The 15,809-nt window shown below is 61.2% G+C and carries 15 protein-coding genes and 1 pseudogene; 5 read left to right on the plus strand and 11 right to left on the minus strand.

Going from position 1 to position 15,809, the window contains the following annotated elements:
- Window positions 1–11 precede the first annotated feature (11 nt).
- Together V2B23_RS25015 and V2B23_RS25020 are read left to right on the plus strand one after the other, a co-directional pair.
- Entirely contained in the window at window positions 12–1,298 is a 1,287-nt protein-coding gene (locus V2B23_RS25015; protein ID WP_430952766.1) for a glycoside hydrolase family 1 protein, read from the plus strand.
- Window positions 1,299–1,306: 8 nt separating this feature from the next.
- Window positions 1,307–1,747, plus strand: coding sequence for a hypothetical protein (locus V2B23_RS25020; protein WP_430952767.1), 441 nt, complete (start codon window positions 1,307–1,309; stop codon window positions 1,745–1,747).
- Here the strand turns inward: V2B23_RS25020 and V2B23_RS25025 are convergent.
- The 3 genes from V2B23_RS25025 to V2B23_RS25035 form a co-directional block, all read right to left on the minus strand.
- Window positions 1,736–2,293, minus strand: coding sequence for a dihydrofolate reductase family protein (locus tag V2B23_RS25025; protein WP_430952768.1), 558 nt, complete (start codon window positions 2,291–2,293; stop codon window positions 1,736–1,738). The two genes, V2B23_RS25020 and V2B23_RS25025, sit on opposite strands and share 12 nt — an antisense overlap.
- Window positions 2,287–2,943, minus strand: a complete 657-nt coding sequence (locus tag V2B23_RS25030) for a nitroreductase family protein (protein WP_430952769.1) — start codon at window positions 2,941–2,943, stop codon at window positions 2,287–2,289. Before V2B23_RS25030 ends, V2B23_RS25025 begins: the two co-directional genes overlap by 7 nt.
- A gap of 286 nt (window positions 2,944–3,229) precedes the next feature.
- Window positions 3,230–3,829, minus strand: coding sequence for a TetR/AcrR family transcriptional regulator (locus V2B23_RS25035; protein ID WP_430952770.1), 600 nt, complete (start codon window positions 3,827–3,829; stop codon window positions 3,230–3,232).
- Between the two features lie 120 nt (window positions 3,830–3,949).
- On the opposite strand from V2B23_RS25035, the pseudogene V2B23_RS25040 reads away from it, so the two are divergent.
- Window positions 3,950–4,893: pseudogene (locus V2B23_RS25040) on the plus strand (alpha/beta hydrolase family protein).
- A gap of 952 nt (window positions 4,894–5,845) precedes the next feature.
- Here V2B23_RS25040 and V2B23_RS25045 read toward each other — a convergent pair.
- Window positions 5,846–6,958, minus strand: coding sequence for a diguanylate cyclase (locus tag V2B23_RS25045; RefSeq protein WP_430952771.1), 1,113 nt, complete (start codon window positions 6,956–6,958; stop codon window positions 5,846–5,848).
- A 162-nt stretch (window positions 6,959–7,120) separates the two neighbouring features.
- Between V2B23_RS25045 and V2B23_RS25050 the strand changes: the two genes are divergently transcribed.
- On the plus strand, window positions 7,121–7,750 hold the full coding sequence (locus V2B23_RS25050; RefSeq protein ID WP_430952772.1) for a LysE family transporter: 630 nt from the start codon (window positions 7,121–7,123) through the stop codon (window positions 7,748–7,750).
- A 21-nt stretch (window positions 7,751–7,771) separates the two neighbouring features.
- On the opposite strand, the gene V2B23_RS25055 is transcribed toward V2B23_RS25050, so the two are convergent.
- The 7 genes from V2B23_RS25055 to V2B23_RS25085 all read right to left on the minus strand — a co-directional run bounded on the left by V2B23_RS25055 (window position 7,772) and on the right by V2B23_RS25085 (window position 15,226).
- A complete protein-coding gene (locus V2B23_RS25055) occupies window positions 7,772–8,440 on the minus strand; it encodes a DUF1345 domain-containing protein (protein WP_430952773.1) in 669 nt (222 codons plus the stop codon).
- Window positions 8,441–8,485: 45 nt separating this feature from the next.
- Entirely contained in the window at window positions 8,486–9,775 is a 1,290-nt protein-coding gene (locus V2B23_RS25060; RefSeq protein ID WP_430952774.1) for a class I SAM-dependent methyltransferase, read from the minus strand.
- A gap of 184 nt (window positions 9,776–9,959) precedes the next feature.
- Complete coding sequence (locus tag V2B23_RS25065; protein WP_430952775.1) at window positions 9,960–11,474, minus strand: pyridoxal phosphate-dependent decarboxylase family protein; 1,515 nt, start codon at window positions 11,472–11,474, stop codon at window positions 9,960–9,962.
- Window positions 11,461–12,837, minus strand: a complete 1,377-nt coding sequence (locus V2B23_RS25070) for an MFS transporter (protein ID WP_430952776.1) — start codon at window positions 12,835–12,837, stop codon at window positions 11,461–11,463. The genes V2B23_RS25065 and V2B23_RS25070 overlap by 14 nt, the downstream gene beginning before the upstream one ends.
- A 112-nt stretch (window positions 12,838–12,949) precedes the next feature.
- Window positions 12,950–13,363 (minus strand): DUF7144 family membrane protein, encoded by a 414-nt coding sequence (locus V2B23_RS25075; RefSeq protein WP_033230925.1) that lies wholly within the window; start codon window positions 13,361–13,363, stop codon window positions 12,950–12,952.
- 39 nt (window positions 13,364–13,402) lie between these two features.
- A complete protein-coding gene (locus V2B23_RS25080; protein WP_033230926.1) occupies window positions 13,403–13,684 on the minus strand; it encodes a hypothetical protein in 282 nt (93 codons plus the stop codon).
- A gap of 279 nt (window positions 13,685–13,963) precedes the next feature.
- Complete coding sequence (locus tag V2B23_RS25085) at window positions 13,964–15,226, minus strand: multidrug effflux MFS transporter (RefSeq protein WP_430952777.1); 1,263 nt, start codon at window positions 15,224–15,226, stop codon at window positions 13,964–13,966.
- 84 nt (window positions 15,227–15,310) lie between these two features.
- Between V2B23_RS25085 and V2B23_RS25090 the strand changes: the two genes are divergently transcribed.
- The gene (locus V2B23_RS25090) at window positions 15,311–15,766 is read left to right on the plus strand and encodes a MarR family winged helix-turn-helix transcriptional regulator (protein WP_430952778.1); all 456 of its coding nucleotides are present in this window, start codon (window positions 15,311–15,313) and stop codon (window positions 15,764–15,766) included.
- Window positions 15,767–15,809 lie beyond the last annotated feature (43 nt).

Raw genomic sequence — 15,809 nt, forward strand, 5'->3', positions numbered from 1 at the left:
AACCTCCCATCATGGGAGTCACGTCACGGTCGATTGCCGCCGCCTTGCTCGCCCTCGTGATCGGGGCGGCGGCATCACCGGCGCAGGCATCGGGCACCCCGTCCGACGAGTTTCTGTGGGGCGTTGCCACTTCGGGTTTTCAATCCGAGGGTTCCTCCCCGGACAGCAACTGGTCGCGATACTCCGCATCGGGTCGAACTCACGACGCTATCGGTAACTCGGTCGACTTTCGGCACCGCTTTGCCGAGGACATCGACCGCGCGGCAGATCTCGGCGCGCAGGTGTTCCGCTTCGGCGTCGAATGGGCGCGGGTGCAACCCTCACCCGGAACGTGGAACGAAACCGAATTCGGATACTACGACGCTGTTGTCGCGCATATTCTTGCCCGCGGAATGACGCCGATGATCACTCTCGATCACTGGGTGTATCCGGGCTGGGTCGTCGATCAAGGTGGGTGGACAAACCCGAAAACCGAAGCCGACTGGCTGACCAACGCCGAGAAAGTAGTCGCGCGATACTCCGGGGTCGGCGCATTGTGGATCACGATCAACGAACCGACGGTGTACGTGCAGCGTGAATTGACGTACGGCGGAATCACGCTCCCCCAGGCTCCCGCGATGTTCGACGCCTTGGTTCGGGTGCACCGATCGATCTACGACCGCATCCACGTCCTCGATCCGGGCGCTCGCGTCAGCAGCAACTTCGCATTCATTCCCGGCGTCTCGGAGGCAATCGACTCCGTGTTCACCGATCGGGTCAGCGACAAGCTCGACTTCCTCGGTGTCGACTACTACTACGGTGTGGCACTGGACAACCCGACCGCGGCCTATGCCGCGATCGACGAGTTCTACAACGTCACACCACAGCCCGAGGGTTTGTACGACGCACTGATGCGCTACTCGCGCAAATACCCGGAACTCCCCCTCTACATCGTCGAGAACGGAATGCCCACAGACAACGGAAATCCACGCCCCGACGGATACACACGCTCGAATCATCTGAGCGACCACGTCTATTGGATGGAACGCGCCCGCGAGGACGGCGCCGACATCATCGGGTACAACTACTGGTCCGTCACCGACAACTACGAATGGGGTTCGTACCGTCCACGTTTCGGCCTGTACACCGTCGACGTCCTGACCGATCCCACCCTCACCCGTACCCCCACCGACGGCGTCGAGACGTACCGGAACATCATCGAAAACAACGGCGTCGGGGCGGATTACGTACCCGTGAAAGCCCCCGCATTCTGCTCCCTGGTCGATCCCCCACTCAGTTGCACCAACACCACGCGATAGGAACTCTCATGTCCACGTTCGGAAAGACCATCGCCACTGCAACCATCTCTGCAGCAATGATTTTTACCGGTGCGTCATTTGCCCACGCCGCACCGGACTCACCCAGTGAAGCAGAAGCACGCGCCTACATCGACGCGTTGGTCTCTCACGACGTCACCGACGTGCACTTCGCACCGGATGCCACGCGCGTCGAAGCCGGCATCCAGACCGGGTTCTCGGGTCCCCAGTTGTCCGCCGACCTCGATTACGGTGTGCAGTACACCGTGATTCAGTCCGTGCGCGATCTTCGAATGACCGAAGACGGAGACGTCGTGACCGCCGTCTATCTCCTCGATGCCGGCGTTGCCGACACGCGCTTGATGACGGTCGAGATCCGGGAGACCTTCGAGATCCGCGACGGCCTCATACATGTCATCGTCGCCGACATCATGCCCGTATCACTCTCCTGACTTCACGCCGTATCGCAGGTAGACGACTCCGCTCCGAAATGCCTTCTGCTCCAGCAACTCGAGGTCCACACGCACGTCGGCGGACAATGCACGCAATCCGCTACCAACCATCACGGGGCAGAGGAACAGGTGAATTTCGTCGACCAGGCCGGCGGCTATCGCGTGCGCGGCCAGCGTGGGCCCACTGATCGAAATATCCTGCGTCGCCCTGGCTTTCATCGCCCGCACGGCCTCGGGGTCAAAAGCTCGCTCGATTCGGGTTCGCTGGGTCGACGGCTCGGCCAGCGTCGTGGAGTACACAACTTTGTCCGCTCGGCGCCAGATCCGACCGAACTCATCGGCAATCGGGTCGGGATCTGCCATCGTCTCCCACGCCGTCATGACCTCGTACATCCGGCGCCCGTACAGGTGCGTGCCCACGTCCCGTTCGAGGTTGTTGGCAAAGCCGTGTACCTCGGCGTCCGGCATTGCCCAGTCGAAGTTCCCCTCGTCGTCGGCGACATAGCCGTCGAGCGAGCAGATTGCCGAGTACTCGAGGTTCACCATCGGTCGAGGTGCAGAATGTTGTCGATCGGCTCGCGTGCCGCCGGTTTGAATGTCTCTCCCGTGAAGTACGCGGTGGGTATCAGGGCGCCCTGGTGGAAGCCCGCCGGTATCCCTAGAATTTCTGCAACGTCGGCTTCGCGCGCAAGGTGCAGTGTTGTCCACGCAGTTCCCAATCCACGGGCGCGCGCCGCCAATGCGTAGCTCCACACCGCGGGAAGCAACGATCCCCACAGTCCCGCCTGATTACCGGCAGGCAAGATCCGCTCCGCCTTGATGCACGGAATCATCAGAACCGGAACTTCACCCATGTGGTTGCCGAGCCACTCGGCGCTACTGCCGACGCGCGCTTGGACTGCGGCCCGATCGGGATCGTCACTGAACAACTGCGCGGCAGATCCTGGCGACGTCAGATAACGCTCCGTGACGTCTTTGTAGATCTCACCGATCTGTCGACGCAGCTCGGGGTCGGTCACCACAATCCATTGCCAACCCTGGCGATTCGATCCCGACGGAGCCTGCAACGCGATCTCCAGGCATTCCTTGATCAGATCCAGGGGAACAGGCCTTGTCAGATCCAAGCGTTTTCTGACTGTGCGTGTTGTCGTCAACAATTCGTCGGGCGTCAGGTCCAGAACCGGAAATTCACTCATCGATCGATCATTGCACCGACAGGCCGGGCCGCGCGATGACGACGACCGCTTTGACACTGTGTCAGTTTCGAGCAGTGGCATTCGGGATCACGGTCCGTCCTGCTGGCCGAGCGACAGACGCTACATCGTCTCGGACTCGCCGCAGGTGAGGCAGTGGATCCGGCTGAGGGTGAAGTCATTGCCGCACGGGCTCCAGTCGCCTTGCCAACTGTGAATCGCAGCAGTAAGTGGCGCGATTTTCGCGGCGCGTCCTGTCGTGCCCCGTGTGAGGGTTCGATGGTCTGGGTCAGCGAAGTCCTCGGCTAAGCACGCCCGAGATGAGTAGTTGCACGAGAATGGTGGCCTCGTAGTGGGCGTCGCTTGCGGCACCGATGCAGAGGTTGCCGATGCCTTTGAGCACGTTGTACGCATCGACCGGCGGAGCAGTGTCAACGGACTCGAGTGCTGCCCCGAGGAGGTCGCTACACACCGGCACGAGACGGCTAACGAAGTAGGCGTGCAGAGCGTCGGACCCGGCGCTGTCTCCGTGGAGTGCGCCAGCGAGCCCGTGTTTGGTGACGAGGAAATCGACGAACAAAGCCACCCATGCCCGCAAGGCAGCCTCGGGCGTCGCGCTCTCCGCGAGTAGTCGCGGGCCGGCTTCTGCGCATGCCTCGACCTGGTGTCGGTACACCGCCACCACGAGCTCCGGACGGGTCGGAAAGTGACGGTAGATCGTCCCCACACCGACGCCTGCTTTCGCTGCGATCTCCCGCACCGGAGCGTCGACCCCGGACGTCACGAACACCGCTGCCGCTGCGTCAAGGAGTGCCTGCTGGCTTCGACGCGGACGGCCGACCTGCTGGGGCCGCGCAACGCGCGACTGGTCGCTCTCGGTGTCAGCCATGTGCCTGTCCTCACCAATTCGATCGGATGTACTTGCATTACGGAACACTGTTCCGTAATATTTCGGAACGTCGCTCCGGTAACCAGTATCGCAGAGCGCACCCGCAGTAAGGAACTTGCTATGACCTCATCAATGATCGAAACACTGGACGGCGTTGTCGGCGCCGGCACTCCGGTCGTCTCCGTTGCTCCCATCGAACTGTCCGCCCCCGGCCGGCCGGTATCGCTGGAAGTTCGGGTGTCCGCCCCGGCGACCGGCGCGAACCTGCCGATCGTGGTGTTCTCCCACGGCAACGGGTGGAACCTCGACGGGTATGCGCCGCTCACCGCGTTCTGGGCTTCCCGCGGGTTCGTCGTGATCCAGCCCACCCACCTCGACTCGCGCCGGAACGGTTTCGGGTTCGACCACCCGGTGTTCCCGACCATCTGGACCGAGCGGATCACGGATCTCACCCGCATCCTCGACCAGCTCGACACCATCGAGGCCGCCGTCCCCGGGCTTGCCGGCCGCATCGATCACGGCCGCGTCGCCGCGACCGGCCACTCCTGGGGCGGACAGACAGCGCAGTCGCTCCTCGGCGCTCGGATCTTCGACGAAGCAGGACAAGTCGGCGAGGACATGTCCACAGCCGCGTCACCGCGGGCATCCTGTTCGCAGCAACTGGTCTCGGTGGCGACGACCTGCACCCGTTCGCGAAGGCGAACTTCCCATTCATGCGCCCGTCGTTCCAGGAGTTGGCCACGCCGACACTCGTCATCGCGGGCGACCACGATCAGTCCAAGATGTCCAGCCGCGGACCCGACTGGTTCACCGATGCCTACACACACAGCCCCGGCGCCACCGACCTCCTAACCTTTTACGGGGCCGAGCATGCGCTTGGCGGAATCGTCGGATACGAAGTCGCCGAGACCACTGACGAAAACCCGGAGCGGGTCGCCGTCATCCAACGAATGAGCACCGCCTACCTTCGCGACGCTCTCCACGTCGATGAGACCAGCTGGCCCACCGCCCGCGCCGCATTCACCGACAGCGCCGACCCGATCGGGCACGTCGACAGCAAGTGACACGCGCAGTTAGGTCTCTCGTCATGCACCAGTGGTCGCTGGCGGAGGCCTCACTGCGGCACTTGATGAGATGAAGACGTTGCGCCGGATGCCGGGATGACTGCATTCTTCAGAAGACGACTGCGCGCTCGGTGGAAGCATTATCACCGAGTCGTTCCCTGACTGACTGCTGAACCTTGAGTCCGAGAATTGATCAGGTGTTCCTATCGAAGCCACAGCGTCCATCAATCGTTCGCTAGCGAGACACTGATCAGTGGGACACTGCACGACTAACGCCCGCTCCGGAATGAAGTCCGCCATTGTGCTCTCTGAGTCGATGTTGTGACATCGACGGGGAATCCCTTCCTCGATACCCGCGAAAAAGGTGGAGACGGGCGGGAGATACTGGCGGGATGAAAGTTGATGCACTTCCGGAAGAGGTCCCAGAGGTCCTGTACACTACACCGATAGCGTTGGCCTACAAGGGATCTTGGGTCCGGGATCAGGACCTCTTCAGGTAGAGATTCCGATGGACCAGAAATCCTGATACGTCGATAATCCAGGTGATGACACGAATGGGAAAGCTGGCCGATTTTGGGCGTCGGACGGACGCTATATGAACGACAGTCTGGAGCTACGGGCTGGTGCCGACATAGTGAGTGAACGGCTTAACGAGGCCAGCGGCGATAATTCGCTTCATATCGATCTTCGTGCGGCGTTGGCGGGTCGATCGACACATGCCTGGCCACTCTCTACCGACATCTTGCCGAGAACGAAGTGGCTGCTATTTGAGCGCCATCTAGGGATCTGCTCATCAGAACCTTCGAAAATCCTGTACCGCAACGCCAGTCAAACGGTTGACGCACAGCACTTCTGAACACGGAATGCCAAAAGGCGACTGCACGCGGCACAAAAATTGAAGGTCACCGCGTAGTCGCCTTCTGAAACTGACACACTGTACGTCCGGCGCGGGCTACTGCGCCGGCACATCGGCCACGACACGGTTGCGACCGTCCGACTTCGCCTCATACATCGCTTTGTCTGCGCGAGACAGAGCTTCCTTGATCTGTTCCTGCCCAGTCAGTTTCCCGTGCGCGCCCGACACCACCTCCGCAACACCGATGCTGACCGTGATCGGAACCTCGTCCGAACCGACGGCCACCTCATCCCGAATCGATTCGGCAAGTCGGGTGAGCATTGCCACGTCACCGCGTACCGCGATAGCAAACTCATCGCCACCTGTTCGAGCTACTGCCGCGTCCACGCCGACAACTCGTTCGAGTCTGTGAGACAGCAACCGCAACACCGCGTCGCCGCTGTCGTGACCGGACCCGTCGTTGACAGCCTTGAAGTTGTCGATGTCGAGCAATAGGACGCCGGATCGACCAGGCTTGTGCTCCTCCGCAATCTGCATCCACAATTCGAATCCACGACGATTGAGTAATCCCGTCAGCGGGTCGCGATTCGCGTTCGCAAATTGAGTGCGGTACGACGTGAGCATTCCCGCGGAAAATGACCTGAGGAGGACAAGCGTCGCATTGACAGCGATCACCGACGTTGCCGCCCTTGCAATAATCCCCGCAATGTCGTGGTATCCCTGACGCCAGGTGAGAACGGCAAAAACAGCGATCACACAACTCGTGAAGACCATGTGCACCACGGTCGCCGCCCACCCGACAAAATGCGCCACGTACACACTGATCACCGCAAACAGAGCTGTCCCGTACAGCGCCAACTCGTGACTGGCGAACGTCGCCAGTACTACGGTCACCCCCAGATCTGCATAGAGAACGAAGTATGTGCTTGCAGGCGGAACGGAGTGATGCCCGATATCCCGGTTCCACCAGATGAGGCCGAACCGAATGCGACTGACCAGATATGCGACCGGAAGAGTACTGACCAAGACCATCACCGCAACGATTCTCCGAAGCGGCGTGTTCTGCCCCTCATCGGAAAAGGCAGCACACACCCCGACAAGCGCAAACACGGGAACCAGTACGGCGATCCCGTAACGCATACGGGTTTCGGAAACCTCGATCTGATTGCGAATCAACGAACGCGGCCCTGCGTCACCGCCAAAATTCATCACGCCGATCCCCCGCCTGGCAAATATTCAGACAACAAGAGCGAATGTACCGTGCCAGAACGGTCGGTACCACTCCGCATACATCAATACGCATAACTACACTTCTTCGGAGTCCCGTCACTTTCACGGGCCGCATACCTTCCCAGCCGAAAGGCAAAAAGTATGAGTTGGCACGTCTGGTTGGCATTCTTCGGGGCAAGTTGGGTGATCAGTCTGTCGCCCGGCGCCGGGGCAATCGCCTCGATGTCCTCCGGTCTGGCCGTCGGACTCCGTCGCGGATATTGGAACATTCTGGGATTGCAGCTGGGACTTCTCCTGCAGATCGGAATCGTCGCGGCCGGCGTGGGCGCGATCCTCGCCAACTCGACAGCGGCATTTTCGATCATCAAATGGCTGGGCGTCGCCTACCTGGTGTATCTCGGAGTGCGACAGTGGCGGTCTGCTCCCAGCGAAGTAACCACCGACTCCGAAGCCGCACGGCGCTCCGGTCCGATGATGATGGTGCGTGGGTTCCTGATCAATGCCAGCAATCCCAAAGCCGTGGTGTTCATGCTTGCAGTGCTTCCGCAGTTCCTCGATCCGAACGCGCCGCTGGTACCGCAGTATCTGGTCATCGCGGCGACCATGTGCGCGGTCGATGTCGTCGTGATGACCGGATACACCGGCCTTGCGGCGCGGGTCCTGCGGCTCATGCGGTCACCGAAACAGCAGAGAATCACCAACCGTGTTTTTGCCGGATTGTTCTTCGGAGCGGCCGGCTTCCTGTCGAGCGTCGGCCGCGCCCCGGCCTGACCTACCGGTGCACATGTCAGCTCAGAATCCGGCGATCAAATTGACCACCGACGCGACGATGACAGAGCCGAACAGATAAGACAGCAACGCATGGCCGAGCGCCATTGCCCGCATGTCCGACGACTGCAAATTGGTGTCCGAGATCGCGAAGCTCATACCCACGGTATAGGCGACATAGGCAAAATCGCTGTACCGCGGTGGTTCTTCCTGATTGAAGTCGATCCCCCCGTCCGGCCCCGTGTAGTACAGCCGGGCGTATCCCAGAGCGAACAGCGTATGCACCGCAATCCACGAAATGACAACGCTGATTACCGCAACCGACGCGGCGACAACTTGGTATCGACGACCGTCGGGTGACGCAACAAGCAGGAACGCGATACCGACCAAGCTGGCCACCGCTGCACCGAGAACGAGGAGGTGCGCGACGTTGCGTGCCGGTTCCTCGCGCGTCGCGTGACTCGCCGTCGTCACGGCGTCGAACGGCCACACCAGGATCCACGTCCAGACAGTGAAAACCAGCGCCGCGACATTCCAGCCGATCAGAAAGGAGAACCGCGGAAAGCCCACCACCCACATCACAATTCCCGCGACAATGCCGAGTACCAGCCCCAGGGTGACTCGCAGTGCGGGCCCGGCACCCAAGCCGCTCTGGTTTCCCGGAATCGGCAAGTCCTGCAATCGCTCGTTCACCTGCTCAGTCAACCATCGACGCCGCACATGTGCCCACGATCAGCGTCAGCAATACCAGTCGCGCCGCGATCGCGGCATACCACTTGATCCTCGTTCACCGGGTTTCACCGCCAGCACTTGATGAATGGTCAATCGATGCGCCTCCTCGAAGCCGAGTGCGCTGGCCGCAAGGTACAACAACCACGTGCGGACCCGCGCGTCACCGGCCTCGGCAACAGCAGCGTCCCAGTTCTCCCGAAGATTGGCCACCCACGCACGCAGTGTGAGCGCGTAGTGCTCGCGCAGTGCATCGGTGTCCCGAGTCTCGAAGCCCGAACGCTCCAGAGCGTCAACCGTTTTGCTCAACGGTAGAATTTCGCCGTCCGGGAAGATGTATCGGTCGATGAAACCGGGTGCGTCGACAACTTTGTCCGGCAACGACTTCACCGAAGCAATGGCGTGATTGAGAAAGCGCCCCTGCGGCTTCAGCAACTCGTACAGATGCGCCGTATACACCGGCAGATTCGCCAAACCCACGTGCTCCGACATGCCGATGCTCGAAATAGCGTCGTACGGTCCGTCATCCACGTCGCGGTAATCCTGAACCCGAACATCGATATGTTCGGTCAACCCCGCGTCCGCTACTCGTGCCTTCGCGTACTCCACCTGTTCGCGACTGAGTGAAACACCGACGACGTCGACGCCGTAGTTCTGCGCCGCATGCAGTGCCATCGATCCCCACCCGCACCCGACGTCGAGCAGGCGCATGCCCGGCTTCAACTCCAACTTTCGGCAGATCAGATCAAGTTTCTCGCGCTGCGCATCCTCGAGGGACACAGTGCCATCCGGCCAGTACCCGCACGAGTACACCATGCTTGGTCCGAGAAACAGTTCGTAGAAACGATTTCCGACGTCATAGTGATGAGACACCGTCGCCGAATCACGAGACTTGCTGTGGCGCTTACCCCGTTTGGACCGCATCTCGATCTGCGGCGGCGACGGTGGAAGCCCGACAGCACCCAAGCTCACAAACGTCATCGCCGACCGGGCAATCGTACGTGCCGACATCCCGGACAGACGATGCTCACCGATCCGCGAAACAAGATCCGGAACATCCAGCAATGCAAAGATATCGCCGTCGACGTCCAAGTCTCCGGAGACGTATGCCCGCGCCAAACCCAGTTCGTTCGGCGAATAGAGAACCCGCCGTAGCGCACGCCGATTCCGGAAAAAGACCCGAGCCGCTGCGTCGCGAGGGCCGGCTCGAGATCCGTCCCAACAGCGCACCTGGATGGGGAGTTCGATACCCACCAATTCCTCGAACAGTCTCAGAACCTTGGTTGCGGCACCCGTCACCCATCCGTCCCTTCCATGAAACGACAGCCTCCGATACTCGAAATCTACGCCCGGGACGGCGAAATTTCGCGGCATATGCGAGGTTTGGTGCATTCCCTTTCCGAGCGAACGTACCTTTCAGCGCCTCCACGGCGATGGGCGTACCTTTCGCTCGAAAAAGGGGGGTACGTCGCCAACAGGCAAGTCAGGGTTCCACGAGTCCGGCCAGGAATTCCACGAGCAGTCGGGTGGTGACCTCGCGGGGCAAGGATTCCACGGCGGCGAGGACCGCAGCCATGTCGAGGGGTGAGTCGCCCCCGCCCTTCGGATCCAGCCCCGCCGACACGAGCGCTGCGGCAACAGCCTCACTGGGCAATGCGCGAACATCGTCGACGCTCACGTCCCCGCGCTCGAACGCGCCGGCGAGCTCCGCCAGCGCGGGCGGCGGCCCGGCCGCGGGAAGGCCGCGAACATCGTCGGCCCCCAACACCAATGCCGTGGTCAGCTCGCCCAGAACACTGTCCGTGACGGGCGTGATCGTGAGATGTGTCGTTCGCGGCAACGCAGTGCCGTCAGGTTGCGTCGACGCGGGTTGCCCCTGGAGCACGAACCCTCGAACGCCGACGGCGGTGGCCCAGCGATGTGGATCGACCTGCCGGTCCTGCGGCACGCCCCCATCCGCCGCTACCGCGAACAGTGGGCCGACCGGCATTCCGACGACACGCAAACCGTCAATTCCGCCAATCGTGTCCACGAGTGAGGCAGTTGCTCGGTGAGCGCGCGCAACCAGGTCTACGTAGCCCGATTCACCCAGCACTTGGGTGATAGACCAGGCTCCGGCGAGGGCGGCAACGGATTTCGACCCCATCAGTGTCGGATTGACCACGGGATATCCGGGCCACGCTGTGAGCCCGAAATACTGCTTGCGGTGCAGATCTCGCCCCCGGTACAGAAGAACCGACGCACCTTTTGGCGAGTATCCGTATTTGTGTACATCGGCCGAGATGCTGGTGACACCGGGAACCTGGAAGTCCCAGGCCGGCAGTTCACCCCACCAGGGCAGGGCAAACCCTCCGATGCAGGCATCGACGTGAAACGGAACCGACTGTGTACGAGCAATTTCCGCGATCTCGACAATCGGGTCGAGAGCAGCAAACGGATAGCTCGGTGCCGACGCCACGATGAGCACCGTATCGTCGCGCAGAGCCGATGCAATGTCGGCGGCGCGCACACGACCGGAATCGGGATCGACTGCGACGAGGATCAGTTCGAGTCCGAGTAGATGCGCCGCCTTGTGGAAGGCAGCGTGAGCGGTGGTGGGCAGAACTATCGATCCGGCTCCCGGCGGAAGACCGCGCAGGTCGCGGGCGGCTTTGACGGCCAGCACACAACTTTCGGTGCCACCGCTGGTGACGTTGCCGACAACGTCGCCATCTCCGTGCAGAAATCCTCGAACGAACCCGACAAGTTCGCGTTCCATCACCGCTGTGGACGGAAATACCGTGGGATCGAGTCCGTTTACGGGTTGCACTAATTGCGCTGCGTCCGTGGCCAACTGGTCGAGCGCGGCGAGTCCGCTGTCGTACACGTAAGACAGAACTCGCCCACCGTGTGTGGGGGCGTCCTGTTCACGCAGGCTGCGGAGTCTCTCGAGCACCTCCGCAGATCGTTGCTCGATCGATGTATTACCAAGAAAAGATGTGGTGTCACCGGCGGTCATCGTGCTCCTGTTCACTGCTGTATGCGCGTAAGACGACAAGGCTGATCGCGACCAGAGCAGCCGGGGCCAGCGAGAATCCGAGGGCGATACCGGTGATTGCGGAGGCCGGTTGATCAACCGTCTCCCCGGCCTGCGAGGACACAAAGCCCGTCGACGCCAGAAACAGCAGGAACACTGCAGGTCCGAGTGCAAGACCAGCAGTCTCTGCCGCTGTCCAGATCCCGCTCAGTGACCCGCCTCGTTGACGTCCACCGATGCGGGCATCGTCCTCGATCACATCAGGAAGCATGGCTAACGGAAACACCTGCATTCCGGCGTAGCCAACGCCTGCCAGTCCGACTGCGCCGTAGACCCACGCTCCGGCGTCAACTGCGGCGAACGCCAAAAGCAGTGCGGCGACAACAAAAACCGTCGATGCGACAACGTACCCGCGGAGCTTGCCGTGGTGATGGGAATAGCGGTACCACAGCGGCATGATGACCAGCGCCGGACCGACCAACGCTGCGAACAGTCCGGTGATGGCGTCTTCGTTCCCCATGACATACGTCGCGAGATACTGAGCACCGCCCAACATCACGGCCGTCGCGAGCGCTTGCAGGACAAATACGATCACGAGCAAACGGAACGATCGAGTACTGCGAACCGCGTCGAATCCGTCGCGGTACTGCGAAAGCAAAGAGCCGACCGGGGCGTCCGCGCGCGTCACCGTGCGTCGCGCCGCGCCGAATACCGCCCAGAGCATCGCGGCGCACATCAACGCGGACACACCCACGGCCATCACGAGATAACCCGCAGATCCGCCTCCCGCAGCGTTGCGCAACGCTGGTCCGCCGCCACCGATCACAAGAATCGCCAAGGCCAGCACCGCTATTCGGACGGATACCAATCGTGTGCGCTCGTGATAGTCACCGGTCAGTTCTGTCGGCAGGGCGATGTACGGAACTTGGAACAGGCTGTAGGCGCTCGCCGCCAGGAGGAAGAACACCAGGACCCACACCGCGCCGACGCCCGGGCCGGCGGATACCGGTGCAGCGAAGGTGAGCACGAAGAGGAACGGAAGGGCCAGCGAACCCACCAGCATCAGGGGTAGGCGGGTGCCCGTTCGATGCGAACTTCGGTCGCTCACCGTTCCGATCAATGGATCGACAAGTACGTCGGCAATCTTGGGAACGATCACTACCAGCGATGCCACACCAGCCGCGACGCCCAAGGTGTCGGTGAGGTAGTACGCCAGTACCAATCCGGGCAGGACGCCAAAACCGCCGGTCCCGACACTTCCCGCGGCGTAGGCGGCAACAACCCCCCGCGACAACCGTCCGCCCGCGCGGCGCCCGCTGCCCTGTATGGGCTTTTCTGTGGTCACCAATCACACACTAGGTGGCAGCCTGCACCGTCAGGAGCAAAAGCCGGCAGACACGCACAACTCGGAAAACACCGGGGCGCACCGTCGGTCGGTTCCTCTATGCGCTGCTCGGTCAGTCCTCGGCATCCCAGGTGGCTACCGCCCAGATCACGATGACGTCGAGTGCGATGATCAGGATCGACCAGAGCGGATAATGCGGAAGCCACAGGAAGTTCGCGATGATCGAGAGCGCGGCAATCAGGATCGCCGCGATACGCGCCCACGTGGCAGCCATCATCATTCCGATGGCTATCGCGAGGCCCACGACGCCCAGGGCTATGTGAATCCAACCCCACGTCGTCACATCGAATTCGTAGACGTAGTTAACCCCGACAACAAAAAGGTCGTCGTTCGCGACAGCCGAAATCCCTTGAAGGAGAGAAATGATGCCGACTATGAAAAGAAGGGCTGCTGCTGCAAAATTTGTGCCGGTCGCGATGCCACTGCGCACCGGATGAGCGTGTGACGGTGACGATGTGTCGGTCATATTCTTGCCTCTCGCAGAAGGAGATGTCGACGATGAAAGTTAGCGATCGGTGGAATGTGCAGCGTTGCTCGAAGTCCGGCGGTACCACTGCCAGCCTGCAGTGATCAGGACAGCGCCGACCAGCGAGCCGATGATTCCACTGGGACGCAATGAAAGTCCGTCACCCGCAATCAGACTCACAAGCAAGCCGCCGACCAGCGATCCACCAATTCCCGCGATGAAAGCGAAGGGCCAGTCCAATCGTCGGGTGTTGCCACCGAGGATCAACTGGGCACCCGCTCCGATGACGGTTCCGAACAAGATCATTCCGATGATGAGCATGAGGCAAAGCCCTTTCAGCTAGGCGTACTCCGCGAACCGAACACGACGCTTTCGCGCAATCTTTCCCATATGTCCGTTTATCCGTCGGTGAATTGAACAAAATCCGCTGACAGCCTTGCCCTAACCTGTATTTCCCCCGTGGTGGCTAGTAGATGAAATGTATCTGGCCACTGGCCGTCGGACATCACCCGCCGAGGGTGAAATTTCTACTTCCTTCCACGCAAAAACCGACCCGGGACTGACGGAGTCCCGGGCCGGCTATGGCGAGTTCGAGGCAAACTACTGCGCGTGTGCTGACGCTTTCCCTCTCGTCAGTGCAAGCGCCGACAGCGCGATGAGCGCACTGACGACCATTCCGACGGCCATAGGCAGGGCCGTGTCTTCGCCGCCGATACCGACGAGCGGGGAAATCGCAGCAGCGAGCAGGAACTGCAGCGCACCGAGCACTGCCGATCCGGTGCCGGCGGCCTGCCGCGCCTCACCGAGCGCCAAGGTTGTGGCATTGGCGATAACCAGGCCGAGGCTGGCCATCGTGCACCACAATGCGATCAGAGTGATCCACAGAACGGGCCCGGCAAGCACATTGATCAGCATGACTATAGAAAACACCGCGAGCAGGGTGAGACCGATCCGCAGCGTTACCCGGTCGCCCAGTTTCGCGACAACCCCGCCGTTGGCGACGCTGACGATCACGAGGCCAACCGCGTTGACGGTGAAAACGACTGTGTACCAGGCAGTGGAGAGGCCGTGCACATTCTGCAGGACAAACGGCGATGCGGAGATGTACGCAAACATGACACCAAATGCAAAGGCGTACGCGAGGGTGAAGCCGACGTAGCGGTGATTACGTAGAACGTTTCGAGCCTCACCCAGCATCGCGGCAGCGCCGCCGGTAGTGCGCAATTCCTTCGGAAGGGTTTCCGGCACCAATACCAGGACGCACACGAACATCAGCGCGGACAGGACTGTCAGAACCCAGAACACTCCACGCCACCCGAAATTGGTGACAACTACGCCGCCGAGTAAAGGTGCGATTACCGGTGCGACTGCGTTGATCACCACGAGCAGGCTGAACAATTTTGCTGCAGCGGCACCACGTGCGCGGTCGGAGATCACCGCGCGGCCCAGGACAATTCCGGCTGCTCCGGCAAAGCCCTGCACAAAGCGCGCTGCAGCCAGGAGTTCGATACTCGGCGCAAGTGCGGCGCCCGCGCTGAATACGGCACAGGCCGCGGTCCCGATGAGGAGAAGCGGCCGCCGGCCGTAACGATCGGAGAGCGGACCGAACACAAGCTGGCCGAGGGCAAGACCGATCAGGAAGGTCGTGAGTGTCAACTGCACGGCAGATGCACTGGTATCGAACTCCACCGACATCTCAGGGAACGCCGGCAGATACATGTCGATGGCCAGTGGCGCCACAGCTGCCAACAGAGCCAACGTGGCGATGATCTTGGCGGGTAGATGAGTCGTGTGTCCCGCTTCCGACACAGGCACCTCGTCGGACTCCACCATGGTGTCTGCTTCCTGCACGTGCTGTTTCACATTGATCCTTCATCAGTTTTGCACTACGGCTATATCTAGAAATAGATATAAATTTATATATACCTTAACGTCTAGACTGTGGTCGTGTCCAACGAATCGGCTGCAACAGATGACGATGTCCAGCGCTTGGCACAGACAGCACGTTCGGTGGTGTGGGCATTGCGGCGCTTCGGCGAGAAGGAGGCAGGCTTGTCCCGACTCCCCCACTCCGAGATCGAAGTTCTCCGCGTAATCGAGGAACATCCAGGCAGTACGGTGTCGGAGATCGCGCGCGCCTTGAACCTGCAAAGCAGCAACGTCAGCACCACGGTTCGCCGACTGGTGGACCAAGGCCTACTCGAGAAGCGATCCGATCCCAGCGACGGGCGGTCGTTCCGCTTGCACCAGACCCCAGTCGCCACCCACAACAACCAGAAGATCGACCAGATGTGGTCCGACGGCATTCGAAGCCTCTTGGCCGGAATGGATCCCGAAGACGCGGCCAAACTTGTCGACGCGGCGCCGCTCCTGGCCCGCCTGGGATCCATGTCGACGGACTGAACGACCGGCGCAGGTCGACTGAACTTTCAACTGACTTGAAAGT

It is taken from the genome of Rhodococcus sp. 24CO, from assembly GCF_050586165.1.
GTDB lineage: Bacteria > Actinomycetota > Actinomycetes > Mycobacteriales > Mycobacteriaceae > Rhodococcus_F.

Coding starts and splice junctions, on each gene's coding strand:
- V2B23_RS25075 (WP_033230925.1), bottom strand. CDS start 13,363: ATGACCGACACATCGTCACCGTCACACGCTCATCCGGTGCGCAGTGGC.
- V2B23_RS25015 (WP_430952766.1), top strand. CDS start 12: ATGGGAGTCACGTCACGGTCGATTGCCGCCGCCTTGCTCGCCCTCGTG.
- V2B23_RS25030 (WP_430952769.1), bottom strand. CDS start 2,943: ATGAGTGAATTTCCGGTTCTGGACCTGACGCCCGACGAATTGTTGACG.
- V2B23_RS25050 (WP_430952772.1), top strand. CDS start 7,121: ATGAGTTGGCACGTCTGGTTGGCATTCTTCGGGGCAAGTTGGGTGATC.
- V2B23_RS25065 (WP_430952775.1), bottom strand. CDS start 11,474: ATGACCGCCGGTGACACCACATCTTTTCTTGGTAATACATCGATCGAG.
- V2B23_RS25025 (WP_430952768.1), bottom strand. CDS start 2,293: ATGGTGAACCTCGAGTACTCGGCAATCTGCTCGCTCGACGGCTATGTC.
- V2B23_RS25035 (WP_430952770.1), bottom strand. CDS start 3,829: ATGGCTGACACCGAGAGCGACCAGTCGCGCGTTGCGCGGCCCCAGCAG.
- V2B23_RS25080 (WP_033230926.1), bottom strand. CDS start 13,684: ATGCTCATCATCGGAATGATCTTGTTCGGAACCGTCATCGGAGCGGGT.
- V2B23_RS25020 (WP_430952767.1), top strand. CDS start 1,307: ATGTCCACGTTCGGAAAGACCATCGCCACTGCAACCATCTCTGCAGCA.
- V2B23_RS25045 (WP_430952771.1), bottom strand. CDS start 6,958: ATGAATTTTGGCGGTGACGCAGGGCCGCGTTCGTTGATTCGCAATCAG.